General features: G+C 34.7%; 19 protein-coding genes. 7 read left to right on the forward strand and 12 right to left on the reverse strand.

Annotated features, from left to right (window positions below; genetic code table 11):
* Nucleotides 1-3 precede the first annotated feature (3 nt).
* The 5 genes from LPB89_RS04295 (at nucleotide 4) to LPB89_RS04315 (ending at nucleotide 3,927) form a co-directional block, all read left to right on the forward strand.
* Nucleotides 4-267, forward strand: coding sequence for an ADP-ribosylation/crystallin J1 (locus LPB89_RS04295; protein ID WP_230700417.1), 264 nt, complete (start codon nucleotides 4-6; stop codon nucleotides 265-267).
* A 144-nt stretch (nucleotides 268-411) separates the two neighbouring features.
* Complete coding sequence (locus LPB89_RS04300) at nucleotides 412-933, forward strand: O-acetyl-ADP-ribose deacetylase (RefSeq protein WP_230700418.1); 522 nt, start codon at nucleotides 412-414, stop codon at nucleotides 931-933.
* An 11-nt stretch (nucleotides 934-944) separates the two neighbouring features.
* Nucleotides 945-1,502, forward strand: coding sequence for an RNA 2'-phosphotransferase (locus LPB89_RS04305; RefSeq protein ID WP_230700419.1), 558 nt, complete (start codon nucleotides 945-947; stop codon nucleotides 1,500-1,502).
* A gap of 11 nt (nucleotides 1,503-1,513) precedes the next feature.
* Nucleotides 1,514-2,461 carry an ADP-ribosylglycohydrolase family protein gene (locus LPB89_RS04310; protein WP_230700420.1) on the forward strand — a complete coding sequence of 316 codons (948 nt, stop codon included), beginning with the start codon at nucleotides 1,514-1,516 and terminating at the stop codon, nucleotides 2,459-2,461.
* The gene (locus LPB89_RS04315; protein WP_230700421.1) at nucleotides 2,458-3,927 is read left to right on the forward strand and encodes a nicotinate phosphoribosyltransferase; all 1,470 of its coding nucleotides are present in this window, start codon (nucleotides 2,458-2,460) and stop codon (nucleotides 3,925-3,927) included. Before LPB89_RS04310 ends, LPB89_RS04315 begins: the two co-directional genes overlap by 4 nt.
* 37 nt (nucleotides 3,928-3,964) lie before the next feature.
* Here the strand turns inward: LPB89_RS04315 and LPB89_RS04320 are convergent, their stop codons facing one another.
* The 5 genes from LPB89_RS04320 to LPB89_RS04340 all read right to left on the reverse strand — a co-directional run bounded on the left by LPB89_RS04320 (nucleotide 3,965) and on the right by LPB89_RS04340 (nucleotide 7,503).
* The gene (locus LPB89_RS04320; protein ID WP_230700422.1) at nucleotides 3,965-4,669 is read right to left on the reverse strand and encodes a hypothetical protein; all 705 of its coding nucleotides are present in this window, start codon (nucleotides 4,667-4,669) and stop codon (nucleotides 3,965-3,967) included.
* On the reverse strand, nucleotides 4,670-5,251 hold the full coding sequence (gene nadD / locus LPB89_RS04325; protein WP_230700423.1) for a nicotinate (nicotinamide) nucleotide adenylyltransferase: 582 nt from the start codon (nucleotides 5,249-5,251) through the stop codon (nucleotides 4,670-4,672).
* Between the two features lie 111 nt (nucleotides 5,252-5,362).
* A complete protein-coding gene (gene gmk / locus LPB89_RS04330; protein ID WP_127339023.1) occupies nucleotides 5,363-5,935 on the reverse strand; it encodes a guanylate kinase in 573 nt (190 codons plus the stop codon).
* A gap of 89 nt (nucleotides 5,936-6,024) precedes the next feature.
* Nucleotides 6,025-6,885 carry a YicC/YloC family endoribonuclease gene (locus tag LPB89_RS04335; RefSeq protein ID WP_171568262.1) on the reverse strand — a complete coding sequence of 287 codons (861 nt, stop codon included), beginning with the start codon at nucleotides 6,883-6,885 and terminating at the stop codon, nucleotides 6,025-6,027.
* Between the two features lie 267 nt (nucleotides 6,886-7,152).
* Nucleotides 7,153-7,503 (reverse strand): arsenate reductase family protein, encoded by a 351-nt coding sequence (locus LPB89_RS04340; protein ID WP_230700424.1) that lies wholly within the window; start codon nucleotides 7,501-7,503, stop codon nucleotides 7,153-7,155.
* 78 nt (nucleotides 7,504-7,581) lie between these two features.
* Here LPB89_RS04340 and LPB89_RS04345 point away from each other — a divergent pair, with 78 nt between their 5' ends.
* Nucleotides 7,582-8,037, forward strand: coding sequence for a DinB family protein (locus LPB89_RS04345; RefSeq protein WP_230700425.1), 456 nt, complete (start codon nucleotides 7,582-7,584; stop codon nucleotides 8,035-8,037).
* Between the two features lie 30 nt (nucleotides 8,038-8,067).
* On the opposite strand, the gene LPB89_RS04350 is transcribed toward LPB89_RS04345, so the two are convergent.
* From LPB89_RS04350 to LPB89_RS04375, 6 genes are all read right to left on the reverse strand, one after another.
* Nucleotides 8,068-8,562, reverse strand: a complete 495-nt coding sequence (locus tag LPB89_RS04350) for a septal ring lytic transglycosylase RlpA family protein (protein ID WP_127339027.1) — start codon at nucleotides 8,560-8,562, stop codon at nucleotides 8,068-8,070.
* A gap of 89 nt (nucleotides 8,563-8,651) precedes the next feature.
* Nucleotides 8,652-9,074 carry a hypothetical protein gene (locus LPB89_RS04355; RefSeq protein WP_230700426.1) on the reverse strand — a complete coding sequence of 141 codons (423 nt, stop codon included), beginning with the start codon at nucleotides 9,072-9,074 and terminating at the stop codon, nucleotides 8,652-8,654.
* A gap of 105 nt (nucleotides 9,075-9,179) precedes the next feature.
* On the reverse strand, nucleotides 9,180-11,999 hold the full coding sequence (locus LPB89_RS04360; RefSeq protein WP_230700427.1) for a TonB-dependent receptor domain-containing protein: 2,820 nt from the start codon (nucleotides 11,997-11,999) through the stop codon (nucleotides 9,180-9,182).
* Between the two features lie 314 nt (nucleotides 12,000-12,313).
* Nucleotides 12,314-13,957 (reverse strand): glucose-6-phosphate isomerase, encoded by a 1,644-nt coding sequence (pgi, locus tag LPB89_RS04365; protein ID WP_230700428.1) that lies wholly within the window; start codon nucleotides 13,955-13,957, stop codon nucleotides 12,314-12,316.
* A gap of 134 nt (nucleotides 13,958-14,091) precedes the next feature.
* Nucleotides 14,092-14,598, reverse strand: coding sequence for a lipocalin-like domain-containing protein (locus LPB89_RS04370; RefSeq protein WP_230700429.1), 507 nt, complete (start codon nucleotides 14,596-14,598; stop codon nucleotides 14,092-14,094).
* Nucleotides 14,599-14,608: 10 nt separating this feature from the next.
* Entirely contained in the window at nucleotides 14,609-15,169 is a 561-nt protein-coding gene (locus tag LPB89_RS04375; RefSeq protein ID WP_230700430.1) for a short chain dehydrogenase, read from the reverse strand.
* A 94-nt stretch (nucleotides 15,170-15,263) separates the two neighbouring features.
* Here LPB89_RS04375 and LPB89_RS04380 point away from each other — a divergent pair, with 94 nt between their 5' ends.
* Complete coding sequence (locus LPB89_RS04380) at nucleotides 15,264-16,109, forward strand: AraC family transcriptional regulator (RefSeq protein WP_230700431.1); 846 nt, start codon at nucleotides 15,264-15,266, stop codon at nucleotides 16,107-16,109.
* 32 nt (nucleotides 16,110-16,141) lie between these two features.
* Here the strand turns inward: LPB89_RS04380 and LPB89_RS04385 are convergent, their stop codons facing one another.
* Entirely contained in the window at nucleotides 16,142-17,362 is a 1,221-nt protein-coding gene (locus tag LPB89_RS04385; protein ID WP_230700432.1) for a peptidoglycan DD-metalloendopeptidase family protein, read from the reverse strand.
* Nucleotides 17,363-17,365: the final 3 nt, after the last annotated feature.

A 17,365-nucleotide genomic window follows, 5' to 3' on the forward strand; every position in this document is an offset into this window, starting at 1 on the left:
ATTATGGAAACGACAAAATTATATCGTCCGGTAGGATTGAAAGAAATGGAACTAATTGCAGAGACCGATTACAAATTATTTCCTCCAAGATTAGATTGGCAACCTATTTTTTATCCGGTAACAAATCAGGAATATGCTGAACAAATTGCTTTAGAATGGAATACCGTTGATGAGTTTTCCGGGTTTATTGGAATTGTTACAGCTTTTGAAGTTAAAAATGCCTTTTTAGAAAAATATGAAGTTCAAAATGTTGGACAGAAATCATAATGAACTCTGGATTCCTTCTGAAGATTTAGCCGAGTTTAATGCCAATATAGTGAATGGAATACAAGTCGTTAATGTTTATTTTACAGATCGTTCTTTTATATCTGAAAATAGCGAGCTAAGAGATAAGCTAAATAGATTTAAAAAATGATTTTAGAACTTGTAAAAGCCGATATAACAGAAATTTGTGTAGATGCAATTGTAAATGCGGCTAATACTTCTTTGTTAGGCGGTGGTGGGGTTGATGGTGCTATTCACAGAAAAGGCGGTAAAGCCATATTAGATGATTGTATAGCGATTAGAAATAAGCAGGGAGGTTGTAAAGTTGGACAAGCAGTCATCACAACAGCAGGCAATCTACCTGCAAAATATGTTATTCATACTGTTGGCCCAGTTTGGAATGGCGATAAAGAAGAAAAAAATAATTTGCTTAAAGCTTGCTATCAAAATAGTTTAGAACTGGCGGTACAAAACAACATTAAAACCATTGCTTTTCCGGGCATTAGCACAGGAATTTATAGGTTTCCAAAAGATAAAGCTGCTGAAATTGCCATAAAATCAGTTAAAGACTTCTATAAAATTTCAGAAATAGATAAAGTAATATTTGTTTGTTTTGATGAGGAGAGTTACGAAATTTATACTGGTTTATTAGAAAGAGAGCTACTTTAAAAACTAAAATAATGAATGAAAAAACAGTAAAAAGCGTAAGCAAGTTCCTGAGTCTTGTACTTCGGCATTCACCAGAAACTATTAGTTTAAAACTAAACGAAAACGGCTGGGCAGATGTAGAAGAATTGATTGAAAAATGTTCTAAAAACGGAAATTCATTAAATCCATTAACCGCAGAACTTCTGGATTATGTGGTAGAAAGCAACGATAAAAAACGTTTCGCTTTTAATGAAGATAAAACCAAAATAAGAGCCAGTCAGGGACATTCGATTTCGGTGGAATTAAATCTGAGTGAAGCAGAACCTTCGGAATTTTTATTTCACGGAACGGTTGGAAAATTTATAGAAAGCATTAAAAAAGATGGTTTGCAGAAAATGAGCCGTCAACATGTTCATCTTTCAAAAGATAGAGAAACGGCGATTAAAGTAGGAGAAAGAAGGGGAGTTCCTCAGATCCTAAGAATCAAAAGCGGGGAAATGTTCAAAGACGGATTTAGATTTTATTTGTCTGAAAATAATGTTTGGCTAACTGATGAAGTTCCTGTTAGATATATTGAATTTAAATCTTAATGAAAGAATTGATGAGTAATAAAATAGAATCAGGATTATTCGGATTAGCTATTGGTGATGCTTTGGGCGTTCCGGTAGAATTTTATTCCAGGTTTTCCCTAAAAGAAAATCCTGTTTCTGACATGATTGGTTATGGAACCCATTATCAGCCTTTAGGAACCTGGAGCGATGATAGTTCTTTAGCTTTTTGTTTAGCCGAGAGTTTATGTAATGGTTTTGATTTATTTGATATAGCCAGAAATTTTGTAAAATGGTATAGTACCGAATTATGGACGCCACATGGACAAGTTTTTGATATTGGAATCGCAACAAGGAATGCAATTCATAATATTGGAAAAGGACATCAACCGGAATTTTGTGGAGGTTTTGAAGAAAAAGACAACGGAAATGGCTCTTTGATGCGAATCCTGCCATTAGTATTTTATCTTAAAGATGAAGAGGATATTGAAGTAATTTATGAAAAGGTTAAAGCAGTTTCATCAATTACACATGCTCATTTTCGTTCCGTATTTGCTTGTTTTGTCTATGTTGTATATTGCTTGGAAATCTTAAAAGAGAAAGATAAATTCGAAGCTTACAGTGAAGTGCAGATAATACTTTCAAAATTTCTGCAAAATAAAAAATATAATCCTGCTGAAATTCAATTGTTTGACAGAGTCTTAATAAATGATATATCAAAATACCCGGAGGTAAATATTCATTCCTCGGGATACGTTCTTGATAGTTTACAAGCCAGTTTGTGGTGCTTTTTGAATTCAGATTCTTATGAAGAAACGGTTTTAAAAGCTGTTAATCTAGGGGAGGATACAGATACTACTGCTGCAATTGCGGGAGGTTTAGCAGGAATTTATTACGGAATCGAAAAAATTCCAAAAAAATGGATTAAAAATTTGGTTAGAACCAACGATATAAAAAATTTAGCAGAAAGATTATCAAAAAATATAAATTTAAACCTATGAACCCACTATTATTAACAGACGGTTACAAAGTAGACCACAGAAGACAATATCCAATAGGCACAACACTAGTGTATTCTAACTGGACACCAAGAAAATCAAGAATTGAAGGGGTAGACGAAGTGGTGTTTTTCGGGTTGCAATATTTTATCAAAAAATATATCATCCATGATTTTGAAGCGTATTTCTTCAAACAGCCCAAAGAAGAAGTGGTGAAAAAATATGCCCGAAGAATCAATAATTACCTGGGTGAAAACCTGGTAGGAACCAAACATATTGAAGATTTACATGACTTAGGCTATATTCCTATGGTTTTTAAAGCATTGCCGGAAGGTACCAGTGTGCCGATTCGCGTGCCAATGTTTACCATGTTCAATACACTTCCGGAGTTTTTCTGGCTGACCAATTACTTTGAAACGTTGCTTTCTGCTGTCGTGTGGCTTCCTTGTAATTCTGCTACAATCGCAAAAGAGTATCGAAAAGTACTGGATAAATATGCTGAGGAAACCTCTTCAGTTCCGGAATTTGTAGACTGGCAGGCACATGATTTCTCTATGAGAGGTATGGGTGGAATCGAAGCTTCGGTAACGTCTGCAGCCGGACATTTATTGAGTTTTACAGGATCGGATACCATTCCGGCAATTGATTTTTTCGAAGAATATTACAACGCCAATTCAGATGTTGAATTAGTCGCGGGTTCCGTAGCAGCTACAGAGCACTCGGTAATGTGCATGGGAACTACGGAAGGGGAATATGAAACTTTCAAAAGATTGATTGCTGAAGTATATCCAAAAGGAATTGTTTCTATCGTTTCGGATACCTGGGATTTATGGAAAGTGCTAACCGATTATTTACCACGTTTAAAAGAAGATATTGTTGCAAGAGAAGGTAAAGTAGTTATTCGTCCTGATAGTGGTGATCCGGTTGATATTATCTGTGGAAATCCAAACGGAAAAACTGAACAGGAAAAGAAAGGTGTAATTGAGCTGCTTTGGGATGTTTTTGGAGGAACAGTTAATGCAAAAGGATATAAAGAGCTTGTGCCTCAAATTGGCGCTATTTACGGCGACAGTATTACGGTTGCCAGAGCTACTCAAATCTGCGAAAAATTAAAGTTAAAAGGTTTTGCATCAACGAATGTTGTTCTTGGAATAGGTTCCTTTACATATCAGTACAATACAAGGGATACTTTTGGTTTTGCCATGAAAGCAACTTATGGTGAAGTAAACGGAGAGGGCAGAGCTATCTTCAAAGATCCGATTACGGATGACGGAACCAAAAAATCAGCTAAAGGTTTAATGAAAATCGATTTAGTTGACGGTGTATATCATTTAACAGATAATGTTTCGTGGGAAGAGGAGCAAAAAGGAGAACTTAAAGAGGTTTTCAGGGACGGGAAACTTTTGGTTGATCAGTCATTAAGTGATATCAGATCCCGTGTTAAAAGTCCAGTAAGTGTGACGCTATAAAAATCAAAAGCCTGAATTTAAAAAATTCAGGCTTTTTTTATTTAAGGAAATATTTTGTTTTAAATTCTTCAGCTTGTTTTGATTTAAGCCCAATCAAATCAATCCCATCTTGATAGTCGATTCTTTTTTCTTTTATCAATTTTCCGATGAATAATTCAAAAAGGATAAATGATCGGTACTCTTCATTAATAAAGTTTAGGTGTTCTCTTTTATAAGGAATTTTTTCACTGGTAATAATGTGAATTAAAGTTTCCTGTAATTTATCAAGATGGCGTTCTGAATTTAATTGAAAGTATTTTTCAACTTTAAATCCATTATGAGTAAATGATATTAAATTTTCAACACCATTTGCATACATTGGCCCATATCTGTAATTTTTTGTTTTTTCCCCATAGAAAGAATTTCCGTAAATGACCAAATTTTCTAAAACTGAATATTTGTATTCAGTTTTATTTAGCATTAAGAAATCTTCTTCAAATGAAAGTGTTCCGTCAAAATGTCCATTAAGATTTTCAAATTCCGTTATTCTTATAAAATAACTGCTAAAATTTAATAGAAAGATAAGAAATGATGGATAATAAGCCCATTGAGGAAATCTGTAATCGTAATAATTCTCAATGAATAAAAAAGGTGATGAATATAGCACTAATGCTCCAAGAGAGTACCAGCAAAGTTTTTCTGATCGCGTTAAATTAAGACCTTTTTGTTTTTGCGGAATATAAATCGAAGCAGAAAAAGGCATTTACTTTTTATAAAAATTATTATGATCGATATATTCCCAGACTTTTGGAGGCAATAAGGGCTGGATATTTTTTCCTTCCTTAATGCTGTTTCGGATAAAGGTTGAAGAAATCTCTACAATCGGAGCATCAATAATATGAACCTTTGGATGTGATTTTAATTCAATATCTTCCTCCTCTTCTGAAATGCGCGGATAGACATAGATGTCATAATGGTCTAAAATCACTTCGTAGTTTTTCCACTTATGAAGCGTTTTCAGATTGTCTTCTCCCATAATCAGTGAAAAGTCATGAGTAGGATATTTTTCCTGCAGATGAACCAGCGTATTTACCGTATAATTCGGCTGTGGCAATCTAAACTCAATGTCAGAAGGTTTAATTTTTGGATAATCTTCGGTAGCCAGAAAAACCATTTGTAAACGCTGATGATCGTCTAATAAAGTTGCTTTTTTCTTCAACGGATTATGCGGCGTGACAACCATCCAAACCTGATCTAAGTCGGCAAATTCAGCCATATGATTGGCAATGATCAGATGACCGACATGAATGGGGTTATACGTTCCGAAATAAAGACCTATTTTCATAGTTGTTTTGTTTCACGGAGATTCACCGAGTTTTCACAGAGATTCACAAAGTTATTTATTTCTCTTTGTGTGGTTTTGTGTTTTCTCCTTGGTGCGTCTTTGTGTTATAATTTAAGCATTCACAAAAGCTTTCACCAATTGATAAGCCTCTTCTTTTGCCGTATCTAAATCGTAGTTTTTTATAATCGTGTCAAATTGTGGTGCGGTTGCCAATTCAACCGAAGCTTTTGCAATTCGCATGTTGATTTTGTCGTCACTTTCTGTAGAACGTTCCTTTAAGCGGCGTTTTAGTTCGTCTACACTTGGAGGTTTTACAAAAACAGCTAAAGTCTGCTCCGGAAATTTGTGTTTGATACGCAATCCGCCGGCAACATCAATGTCAAAAATTACATTTTTACCCAAAGCCCAGATACGCTCGATTTCTGATTTTAGAGTACCGTAAAAATTATCGCGGTATACTTCTTCCCATTCCAGGAAATCTTCGGCTTTAATGTGTTTTTTGAATTCTTCCAGCGAAATAAAATAATAATCTTTTCCGTGTTCTTCTTCTCCGCGTGGGTCGCGGGAAGCTGCTGAGATTGAAAATTCTAAATTTAAATCTTCTTTCCCCAGTAAATGTCTTACTATAGTTGTTTTTCCCGATCCCGAAGGTGCAGAGAAAACAATTAATTTTCCTTTGTTCATTAATTTATGCTTTAGGCTTTAGGCAGTACGCTTTAAGCTCTCTTACTTTATGTTTTTTGCTATAGCCTACAGCTTAAAGCTTAATGCCTTTACAGCACATTCAAAACCTGTTCCTTAATTTTCTCCAATTCATCTTTCATCATCACCACCAGTTTTTGCATTTGGGCGTGATTTGACTTAGAACCCATGGTATTGATTTCGCGGCCCATTTCCTGTGTAATAAAACCTAATTTACGACCATTGGCTTCCGTGCCTTTAATTGTTTCTAAAAAGTAATCCAAATGATTCGTCAGACGTACTTTTTCTTCCGTGATATCTAATTTTTCCAGATAATAGATTAATTCCTGCTCAAAACGGTTTTCATCCACATTTACTTTCAGTTCAGAAATAGCAGTTTGTAGACGATCTTTGATAGCCTGAACACGTTCCGGATCAAGGGCCAGCGCATCGGTCATGTATTGGCGGATATTTCCGATTCTCAGATTGAATTCTTTTTCCAGTGATTCGCCTTCATCTCTTCTGAAGTTTAAGATGTTTTGAAGCGCCTCTTCGATGATAACCTGAATTTGTTCCCAGTCATTTTCATCAATTTCCTCACGCTCCGTTTTTAAGGTGTCCGGCATACGAATGGCCATCTTCATTAATTCCGTTTCGTCTGCATCAGGATACACTTCCTGTAGCTGGGCGATATAGTTTTTTACAACAGGAACATTTACTTTAGTCGAAGTTTGTTCAGCAGTGCTTTCAATGTAAATCGCAAAATCAATTTTTCCTCTTTCGAGTTTTGTGGAGATAAAAGTTCGTAAACCTAATTCCATTTCGCGATAAAGCGACGGCATTCTTACGTTTAAATCTAAACCTTTACTATTTAAGGATTTTACTTCGACGGTAATTTTTTTTGTAGGCAATTGCAAAGAAGCTTTGCCAAACCCTGTCATAGATTGTATCATATAATTGAGTATAAAGGCGCAAAGATAAATAAAAGTTTGCAGTCTTGGGTTTTAAATCACTAATCAGTTGTGTACTGAGTGACTTAAAATTTTTTCGCCATGAATTACACGAATTAACACGAATTTAATTAGTGTGAATTAATGTTTTTTTTTGCCACAGATTAAAATGATTGTATGGATTTTTACAATCTGTGAGAATCTTTTAATCTGTGGTGTTTTAAGTTAAACAAATAATTTGTGGTAATTCGTGAAATTCGTCGAGCATTCCTAGCTCAAAGCTTTCGTGACCTGCAATGTCACAGGCTGTGTGTTGCCAATGTAAATCTGATCATCAATAATAAAAACCGGACGGCTTAAAAAAGTATAATGTTCTAAAATGTACTTCTTATAATCTTCTTCCGTCAAAGACTTGTTTTTCAGGTCCATTGATTTGTACAGCTGCGCTTTTTTACTGAATAAAGCTTCATAACTTCCCGAAAGTTTATACATTTCTTCTAATTCTGCTTCGGTTATCGGATTTTGCTTAATGTCATGAAAAACCAGATTGTTGTCTTTCGGTAAACTTTTGATGATTTTTCGGCAGGTATCGCAGGAAGCGAGGTAGTATATTTTGTTCATGATCTCTGAATTGATTTGACTACAAAGAAAATCCATTTGAAATACAAAATTGCTTAATTTTATAAAAAAAATACAATTATGAGTTCAGTTTTTAAAGTGCAAAAAACGATTAGGGAAATTCTTTTGAAAGTTTTGGAAGGTCATTCGTTAGAACAATTGAATAAAATTCCGGAAGGATTTAAAAATAATCTGATTTGGAATGTGGCACACTGCATATCGTCGCAGCAGGTTTTAGTATATAAGTTATCGGGTTTGCCAACATTGGTTTCAGATGAATTTATCGATAAATATAAAAAAGGAACGAAGCCGGAAGGCGATGTTTCACAGGCAGAAGCTGATGAAATTAAGGCATTGCTTTTTAAAACTTTCGAGCAGACAGAAAAAGATTATGCTAATAACGTTTTTACCCATTATACGGCGTATACAACCAGTATGGGCTTTGATCTTACCAATGTTCAGGATGCATTGGATTTTGTTAATTATCATGAAGGTATTCATACCGGAATTATTATGGGCATTAGAAAACATGTTTAAAAAAAAAATCCCGCACTAGCGGGATTTTTTTTAATTCATTATGACTTCAATCGTCACTTTCATGGCTCCGGCACCTTTGCTTTTGGTGATTTCCATAAAAGCCCTTTTGGAGAGGTCTATTTCGCGGGTTTTTACAAATGGTCCGCGATCAGTGATTTTTACAATTACAAATTTGCCGTTGGCTTCATTCGTGACTTTTACTCTTGTTCCAAACGGAAGTTTTTTGTGTGCTGCGGTGTATTTGCTGTTATTGAACCTGCTTCCGTCAGCTGTTTTCTTTCCGTTAAAGCGGTCTGCATAGTAAGAGGCATGCGCCGTTTTTTTGTATAATTTTAATTTTAAACCTTTGTCGGTAAATATGGAATCGGTTGGAATCGCAAGTAAATCAGGTCTTGCCGTTTTTACAGTATCCTGTGTAATCTTAGGTTGTTCTGTTGTTGGCTTTGTCTGGCTTATGACATAAGTAAAGCAACTTAAAAATGTGATGGTAAGTGTAGTAAGTATAATGTGTTTTTTACTTCTCATAGGTTTATTTTTTTTCAGACTTGGGGAGTTTGTACAAATAATATGCCGAGATAAAAAAAGCCCTATTTTTCTAGGGCTTTAATTGGTTTTTAGAACCATAGGTTCCATGGAATTCTACTTAAAATAAGTAATAATCCTAATCCGTAATAAATAGCAAAAGTTTTGAATTTAGCCTCGCTATTGATTAATTTTTTATGTTTTGACCATCCGATAGTAATCAGTGCGATAGCGATAAGATTAATTAACGGGTGTTCTAATGAAGTTAATCTTAATTCTGCATTAGACATTTGTCCAAATGCTGCTTTTCCAAGAGGAGATACAAAATAAAGAATTAAACCAATCAATAATTGTGTATGGGTGCCAATTAAGGCAAACAATGCTATTTTTCGGTCTTTGGCTGTAAATTCTTTTTTAGAAGTAAATCCAATGATCGCATTTACAATTGCAATTAATAAAAGTAGTAAGGCTAAATATGCCCATCCGGAATGGAATTTTTGTAAAAAAGAGTACATAAGGTTGTTTTTTTTATTAAAACAAATATAACAAAAAAGGCCATAAAAAAACGGCATTAGACTAAAAGTCAATGCCGTTTTTGGTATTTATTAAGATTCTAAATATTAGAAATCGTAACGTAAACTAAAGTTCCAAGTTCTTCCGAAACCAAAGAATACCTGGTTGTTTGTAGCAACACCTCTGTAAACTTGTCCAGAAGATGCGTAAGTTGGTCCTGATGTACCAGAAACGAAATCATCTGCAAATGTGTTAGTTCTTGATTCTGCAATGTAAACCTCATTCAATAAGTTGTTCACATTTAATCTGAAGTTAACAGATTTGTCTTTATTCTGACCTACTAACATTTTATAGGAGAAACCTGCATCTACTAAACCATAAGAAGGCAATTCTAATGATCCTTTATTGTTTTGAGATGTGAAGTTAGTCGGGTTAATTCCAGCATATAACTTATCATTAAAGTTGTAGTTAGCATCAACAGTTACTCTTGTTAAAACTTCGTAAGAAGCTCCTAAAGAAGCTGTCATTTGAGCAGCATCACCTACTTTTACTTTGTCCATGTAGATAGTAGTTCCCTGGAATCCCGGAACTGGAGTGTTATCTGCCTGGTAGTAAGCATTAACTGTTGCATTTCCTTTGTATTCCCAGATTCCGTAAGAGAACATAGCGTTAACTCTTAATTTTTCTGTAATGTTAGAATTTGCTTCTAATTCAAATCCTGAGTGTACCTCGTTAAGACCTACGAATTCTGTATAAGTAGTGTTTGCAGGAATTGTTGGAGAAGTTGGAAGTGCATTACCTTTTAGGTATCTGTCATCCCAATTCGTATTGTAAACGTTTACAGTAGCATTGAAGAATCTGGAACGGAAACCGTATCCTGCTTCAAATCCTGTAATCTTTTCGTTAGTCAGGTTAGGATTTATTGTAGATTTATTATTAGGATAAACAGAGTTGAAAAATGGTTGTTTGCTATAATAACCTGCATTTACATACACATTGTTTTTTTCATTAATGTTGTAGTTAGCCCCTCCTTTTACGTTACCTCCTACAATGTTCTTGTAAGGTGTAGAAGTTAATGGATTTGTAGGTAAGTAAACAAAAGTATCTTCTCTTTTGAAACCTTGTTGAGAAACTGCACCTTGTACAAATGCCGTTAAATTATCTTTAGAGTACTCTAATTGAGTAAACGCGCCATACCATTTTACTTTTCCAGTACTGTTAAATGAAATTTTGTCGTAATTTTTTTTATCAAAAACATTCCATTGAACATCTGTAGGGTATGCAGAAGTTATATGGTTTCCACCTGGTAAAGAACTAGCTTGTGATACGTCGTAGAATTCACCGCCACCTAATAAATCGTTTACTACTGTAAAGTGGTATCCTGTATAAGTTCTTGCATCCAGACCGAAATCTAATGTTAAAGTTTCAGTCAGTTTTTTGTTTAAATTAACTACAGCACCAAACCAGTCATGTGAATTGATTGATGAAGTTTGAGAAATACCAGAAGTACCAGTACTTGCTCCAGCAGCAGCATTTGATCCGCTTGAGAATGTATTTTGATAAACACCACCAACTTTAGCTCTTGTTTGTAGTCCGGTAAAACCGTTAATTAAAACAGGTTGCCCTGAGTTATAAGCCACAATTTTATCGTAGTCAACTAATCCGTCTGCTGTTCTGAAAGCAACTAAATCACTATATGACTTTCCTCTGATTCCTCCGGCAGCACTTGCTCCGGCTCCACGTCCCATAGAAGCATAAAGTACAGAAGATAATTTAGTTGTTTCGTTGATTTTATAATCCCAGTTGAAAGATGCTACAGGTTTGTGGTAATAGTTTTTTCTAATGTTATAAGCTTCACCATTCAAATATCCCGCATCTGGATTGTATCTTGTATTCGGATCTTGAATAGTACCATATTTTTGGTAAGTTGCAATCGTAGATACTGTAGATCTTTGGTTGTGCCATTGCGGCGCACCAGTTACAGTTAACTGAAAGTTATGCTTATCACTTTTACTAGCATATCCTAAAGCAATATAATAATTACTTCCTTCAAAATCTGTTCCCTGAATATATCCGTCACCCATAGTTTGAGATAATAAAACAGATGCAGACAGACCGTTATCTAATTTTCCAGTATTGTAAGATCCTTGAATTTTGAAATATCTTCCGTTACCAAAACCAGAAGAAACTGATCCGCCTTCTTTTAAATCAGAAGATTTAGTAACAATGTTAATAGTACCTCCAACAGAAGGAGTAGAAAGTTTTGAAGCTCCTAAACCTCTTTGAACCTGCATTGCAGAAGTAACATCAGATAAACCAGCCCAGTTACTCCAGTAAACAGAACCATTTTCCATATCGTTAACCGGCATACCGTTAATCATAACAGCGATGTTGTTTTGGGTAAAACCACGAATGTTAATTCTGGAATCTCCAAATCCACCACCTGCTTTAGTAACATATACAGAAGGAGTATTTCTTAAGATTTCAGGAAATTCCTGAGTTCCTAATTTTTGCTGAATTTCTGCAGCTCTTATTGTTGATACTGCTACAGGAGTTTTTCTGTCTTTTGCAATATCTACTAAAGTGCTTTTTACAACAATCTCGCTTAATTCGTTTGAATTAGCAGACAAAACGATTTCGCCTAAGTTTGTTGTTCCACCGTTTGAAACTGAAAATTGTAAAGTTTTGGAATCGTATCCTAAATAGGTAATAACCAATTCTCCAGTACTAGTTTTAGCATCGATTGTAAATTTACCATCGAAATCTGTTGAAGTTCCAGTTGGTGAACCTTTAACAGCTACATTTGCACCAGGTAAAGTTGCACCTGAGGCATCGGTAATAGTACCTGTAACTTTTCCTTGAGAAAATACGGTTGAAACTATCATGAACAATAGTCCAGTTAGTAACCAATTTTTCATTGTCTTCATTTGTTTATTTAGTTTATTGTTTTTGGCAAAATTATAACAATAAAATCAGATAATGTTATCAAAATGTTAAGAAAAACTAGTTTTGCCTAATTCGTTGCGCATTAAAATGATTTTTCTTTTTTATGCTAAACAAAATGGTATTTTGTTGAATTTACAGTGATGTTTTTTGTTAAAAACATAATAATCTTAATAGCATTGTAGCCTTAAACGTTCAAATAATACAGGTTAATACCGGTTTAATAGGTGCTTTATACGAAAAAACGCCTTAATTAGTGTTAAATTAAGACGTTTCAGTATGTTGTGAAAAAATTAAATTATTTATTTTTCAAAAAATGATTCAGTAAAAATGAAGTTGAACTATCATGATTTTTTACTGTTTTGGTGTTGATCTCTTCTAAAATAGAATTGGCCAGCTGTTTTCCTAATTCTACTCCCCATTGGTCAAAACTGAAGATATTCCAGATAATTCCCTGAACAAAAATCTTATGTTCGTATAAGGCAATCAAGGAACCTAAACTTTTTGGAGTCAGTTTTTGAATCAGAATCGTATTAGTTGGTTTGTTTCCGGTGAAAACTTTAAACGGCAGTAAATAAGCAGCTTGTTCCTGAGCAAGACCTTGTTTTTCGAATTCTGCCTGAACCTGCGCAGCAGTTTTTCCATGCAGTAAAGCTTCAGTTTGCGCAAAAAAGTTGGACATTAATTTATCGTGATGGTCTTCATTTCCATACAATGGTTTTACAAATCCGATAAAGTCTGTCGGGATCAGTTTTGTGCCCTGATGAATCAGCTGGAAAAAAGCATGCTGGGAATTCGTTCCCGGTTCTCCCCAGATAATGGTTCCTGTTTGGTAGTTTACCGGTTTTCCGTCACGGCCAACACTTTTTCCGTTGCTTTCCATAAAGGCCTGTTGCAGATACGGTGCTAATTTTTGTAAATATTGTGTGTAGGGAATCAAGGCTTCACTTTCGGCTCCAAAGAAATTATTATACCAAACGCTTAGTAAGGCTAAAATCACCGGAATGTTTTCGTCAAACTCTGTCGATTTGAAATGTTCGTCCATTTCATTGGCACCTTTTAATAATTCATTATAATTATCAAAACCAACGGCCAGTGCAATGCTCAAACCAACGGCACTCCATAACGAAAATCTTCCTCCAACCCAATCCCACATTGGGAAAACGTTGTCGGGATTAATTCCGAATTCGGTTACTTTCTGAATGTTGGTCGAAACAGCAACAAAGTGTTTTGCAATGTCTTCCTGAGTTGCCGATTTTAAAAACCATTCTTTAATCGTTTCAGAATTGGTTAAAGTTTCCTGAGTGGTAAAAGTTTTGGAAACAATGACAAAAAGGGTTGTTTCAGGATCTAATTTTTTAATGATTTCATTTACGTGATCTCCGTCAACATTGGAAACGAAATGTGTAGTTAAATGATTTTTGTAGAATTGTAAAGCTTCAACCGCCATAACCGGACCAAGATCAGAACCTCCGATACCAATATTTACGATATCGGTAAATGCTTTTCCGGTGAAACCTTTTCTTTGTCCTGAAATTACTTCCTGAGTGAAGTTTTTGATTTTATTTTTTACTTCATAAACTTCCGGAATCACATTTTCTCCGTCAACTTTAATGTTTGACGATTCGGGCGCACGCAAAGCGGTATGTAAAACAGCCCTGTTTTCGGTTTTGTTAATGATCTCTCCGTTGAAATAATCCGCAATTGCATTTTTTAATCCAATTGAATTGGCCAATTCCAATAAAAGGGAAATAGTCTCCTGGCTAATGTTGTTTTTAGAATAGTCTACTAAAAAGTCATTCCATTGTAAATTGAATTTTTCAACACGCGCGTTATCCTGTTGAAATAATTCCTGTATCGTAGTTTCGTGAATTGCGTTATAGTGATTTTGCAGATTTTTCCACGCTTCAGTCCCGGTTGGGTTTGTTGTGTTTAAAGCCATTTTGTTGTTTAATTATAAAAGTGGTTATAACGCAAAAATACTGAAATTAGTTTTAATAGGGTATTGCTTCACGATTATATAACAAATAGTTGCGAAAACGTTTTTGTGCTTTATAAAGCTGGAAAGCTGTAATTTTATTGTAATTTTTTCCAGACAACTTCAGCAGTAACTGATTTTCCACCTTGTGTGGTATTCGTAACAACATATTTTAATTCGTTGCTGTTGTTTGTAAAAGACCTTTTTTGTTCCTCATTTTCCCAATTCGGAAATGAGGCTGTTTTTATTTTAAAAATAATCGTTTTGTTGGCCTCATCAATTTCAAATTTACCAAAATGTGTATTGCTTCCCTGTACAATCAAAGCGTTTTCTTCGGGGGTACATTTGTTTTTGTCTCCTGATATTATTTTGGGACGTTCATTTTTATAAATCTGAATAGCGTAATTTCCTTTTTCATCAAAAAATAATATTCCTCTGGGGTCTGTTCCGTATGGAAAAGTCTTTTTGCCATCCTGATTTATATTTTCAACAGATACCAATGTCCAGGAGCCCAAAATTTCCGGGTACACTTCTTTTTTATTTTTTTGAGAAAGGGCAGAATTTGTAATGAGCAGTATAAGTACTGCTGTTTGTAGTTTTTTCATTTTTGAAAATTTAATAGTTTACTTTAATGATTTCTCCATTTATGGTTGTTTCGATACTTTTTAAATAAGCAGCTACCAAATCACTGACAGGGATATCTGAAACTTTTCCCGGACTTATTGCATTTATTCGAATGCCTCGTTCCAGTTCCAGTGAAGTTGCCAGTACAAAGCTGTTTATTCCTCCATTTACAATTGCTTTGCTGATATTGTTTTTCACCGGTTTGTCAGCCATTTTTCCTGATGTCAATGTGAATGATCCGTTGTCGTTTAAATATTTTTGCCCGATTAAAACCAGATTAACTTGTCCTAAAAGTTTATTTTTAATGCCAATGTTTAATTTTTCTTCGTCAAGCGAAAGTAAATCTCCTGTATAACAATCACCCGCGACGCAAATGCAGGCATCGATGTCTTTAATTTCTTTGAATATTTTTTCAATAGAATCGATGTCAGATACATCGATTCTAAAATCACCACTATTTCTTCCGGCAGAAATAATTTCGTGATTTTTTGTAAATGCCGGTTTTAGAATCTGGCCGATTTCGCCATTTGCTCCAATTAAAAGTATTTTCATTTTATGATTTTTAACTTGTTATCTGAGACAAAATTAGCGGGTTAACCTTCATTGAAAATTGTACTTTTCGGCAGTAAAATTGTATTTTAGCAGGATGAACGATAAAAACTTATATCTTCCTTTTGAAGTAGATTTTAAAGAATTCGAACAGTTTCCGAAAATAGAACGGAAAAACAATTTCTTTGAATTGATTTATGTTGTTGATGGAACTGGAATCCAGATTATTAACAATAATAAATTTCAATACCAAAAAGGGAATCTGTTTCTCGTTACGCCGCAAGATGTTCATTCGTTTGAAATTCTGACTCCGACGAAATTCTTTTTTCTTCGTTTTAACGAATATTATATTAAAACAAATTCTCAGAATGGACAGGCGGAAACCGTTTTGCGAATGGAATATATTCTGCAAAATGCAAGTCATCGCCCAGGCTGTATCCTGAAAAATAAAATCGACAAACCATTGATCGCATTGCTTATTGAAAGTATAATAAGCGAACAGCTCAATCAGCAAATTTACCATCAGAAGATAACAGAGCAGATCGTAAATACAATTATTACTGTTGTTGCCAGGAATATTGCTTTGAAATTACCAAAGAATATTAAGGAAAGTACAGGCGAAATGGTTCTGGAGATATTGCATTATATTCAGGAGAATATTTTTAATCCAAAAGAATTAAAGTCAGATAGAATAAGTGGGCATTTTAATATATCACTCCATTATTTGGGGAAATATTTTAAGAAACAAACAGGTGAAACGCTGCAGGAATATATCGCGAATTACAAATTAAGATTAATCGAGGCCAGACTTCTGAATAGTGACATGCGTATTAATGAAATTGCAGACGAACTTCATTTTTCAGATGAAAGTCATTTGAATAAGGTTTTCAGAAAACATAAAGGCATGAATCCTTCCGAGTTCAGGAAAAAGTTTTGCAAATAGCAGGATGTCGAATTTTTCGTTGAATAAAATTTTTATAAATTCCCGATACTGTCGAGTTCTCTTTTCAAAGGTTCAATTTGATGTAAGAAACGCGTTCTGTCATTTCCTCCTAAAGATTCTCCGGTTGGCAGATTAAGTCTGAGGGCATCTACCTGAACTCCGTTTTTCCAGAAACGGTAACAAACATGAGGGCCTGATGCTAATCCGGTGCTTCCTACCAGTCCTATTTTTTGTCCTTGTGTCACACGTTGGCCGCGTCGTACTAAAATTCTGGACATATGTAAATATTGAGTAGAGTAGGTGCCGTTGTGTTTTACCTTTACAAAATTTCCGTTTCCTGCAGTGTATCCGGTAGCTTCTACAACTCCTGATGCAGTTGTTGAAATTGGCGTTCCGGTAGGAGCAGCATAATCGGTTCCTTTATGTGCTTTCCAGGTATGCTGTACAGGATGAAATCGGTTCATCGTAAAACGGGAAGTGATTCGGCTGAATTTGATCGGTGTTTTTAGGAAAAAGTTTTTCAGCGTTCTTCCCTGATCATCGTAATATTCTATTTTTCCGGAAAGGGAATCTTTTTCAAACGGGAAAGCATAAATGATTTTTCCTTTATATTCAAAAAATGCCGCTTCAAGATCTTCCACCCCGTCATACACTTTATTGTTTATAAACCGTTCCGTGAAAATTAGTCCGTAACGGTCTCCTTTTTTAAGTTTAAAAAAGTCAATAGACCAGGAAAAAACTTTGGTGATTCTGTTGGCAAGTGCGGTTTCCACGCTTTCGTTTCCTAAAGTTTCAGATAACGAACTTTTTAAAACACCGCCAATAATTTTACGTTTAAAGGTAACCGGTTTTACTTTTTTGTAAGCCTTAGCGATACTATCCCTGAAGTCGACTACATAATACGTTAGTGCATCGGGCTGGTAAATAAAAACCTCAAGTTTATTGGTTTTATTTTTTGATCGGAGTAAAGTATAGGGTTTGTTGTAGCGAATAGATCTGACATCAAAAGAATCTTTTACCTGTTCTACAATATCATACACTTTTTTGTCGCCAATATTCTGACTTTGAAAGATGGATCCGAAAGAATCTCCTTTTTGTATAGTGTCCTGTAAGACATTAAAATCTGCGTAATTAAAACCAAATTCTACTTTTTTAGTTTTTGGTTTGGTAATTTTGGTTTCGACTTTTTCTTCTGTTTTTTTACATGAAAATATTGAAAACAATATTATAACAATTACAACTGCTTTTTTCAAACT

It is taken from the genome of Flavobacterium sp. ENC, assembly GCF_020991415.1.
Lineage (GTDB): Bacteria > Bacteroidota > Bacteroidia > Flavobacteriales > Flavobacteriaceae > Flavobacterium.

What these genes read in the sequence shown, in the direction of transcription:
- LPB89_RS04295 (WP_230700417.1), top strand. Translation starts at nt 4, where the DNA reads ATGGAAACGACAAAATTATATCGTCCGGTAGGATTGAAAGAAATGGAA.
- LPB89_RS04300 (WP_230700418.1), top strand. Translation starts at nt 412, where the DNA reads ATGATTTTAGAACTTGTAAAAGCCGATATAACAGAAATTTGTGTAGAT.
- LPB89_RS04305 (WP_230700419.1), top strand. Translation starts at nt 945, where the DNA reads ATGAATGAAAAAACAGTAAAAAGCGTAAGCAAGTTCCTGAGTCTTGTA.
- LPB89_RS04310 (WP_230700420.1), top strand. Translation starts at nt 1,514, where the DNA reads ATGAGTAATAAAATAGAATCAGGATTATTCGGATTAGCTATTGGTGAT.
- LPB89_RS04315 (WP_230700421.1), top strand. Translation starts at nt 2,458, where the DNA reads ATGAACCCACTATTATTAACAGACGGTTACAAAGTAGACCACAGAAGA.
- LPB89_RS04320 (WP_230700422.1), bottom strand. Translation starts at nt 4,669, where the DNA reads ATGCCTTTTTCTGCTTCGATTTATATTCCGCAAAAACAAAAAGGTCTT.
- nadD (WP_230700423.1), bottom strand. Translation starts at nt 5,251, where the DNA reads ATGAAAATAGGTCTTTATTTCGGAACGTATAACCCCATTCATGTCGGT.
- gmk (WP_127339023.1), bottom strand. Translation starts at nt 5,935, where the DNA reads ATGAACAAAGGAAAATTAATTGTTTTCTCTGCACCTTCGGGATCGGGA.
- LPB89_RS04335 (WP_171568262.1), bottom strand. Translation starts at nt 6,885, where the DNA reads ATGATACAATCTATGACAGGGTTTGGCAAAGCTTCTTTGCAATTGCCT.
- LPB89_RS04340 (WP_230700424.1), bottom strand. Translation starts at nt 7,503, where the DNA reads ATGAACAAAATATACTACCTCGCTTCCTGCGATACCTGCCGAAAAATC.
- LPB89_RS04345 (WP_230700425.1), top strand. Translation starts at nt 7,582, where the DNA reads ATGAGTTCAGTTTTTAAAGTGCAAAAAACGATTAGGGAAATTCTTTTG.
- LPB89_RS04350 (WP_127339027.1), bottom strand. Translation starts at nt 8,562, where the DNA reads ATGAGAAGTAAAAAACACATTATACTTACTACACTTACCATCACATTT.
- LPB89_RS04355 (WP_230700426.1), bottom strand. Translation starts at nt 9,074, where the DNA reads ATGTACTCTTTTTTACAAAAATTCCATTCCGGATGGGCATATTTAGCC.
- LPB89_RS04360 (WP_230700427.1), bottom strand. Translation starts at nt 11,999, where the DNA reads ATGAAGACAATGAAAAATTGGTTACTAACTGGACTATTGTTCATGATA.
- pgi (WP_230700428.1), bottom strand. Translation starts at nt 13,957, where the DNA reads ATGGCTTTAAACACAACAAACCCAACCGGGACTGAAGCGTGGAAAAAT.
- LPB89_RS04370 (WP_230700429.1), bottom strand. Translation starts at nt 14,598, where the DNA reads ATGAAAAAACTACAAACAGCAGTACTTATACTGCTCATTACAAATTCT.
- LPB89_RS04375 (WP_230700430.1), bottom strand. Translation starts at nt 15,169, where the DNA reads ATGAAAATACTTTTAATTGGAGCAAATGGCGAAATCGGCCAGATTCTA.
- LPB89_RS04380 (WP_230700431.1), top strand. Translation starts at nt 15,264, where the DNA reads ATGAACGATAAAAACTTATATCTTCCTTTTGAAGTAGATTTTAAAGAA.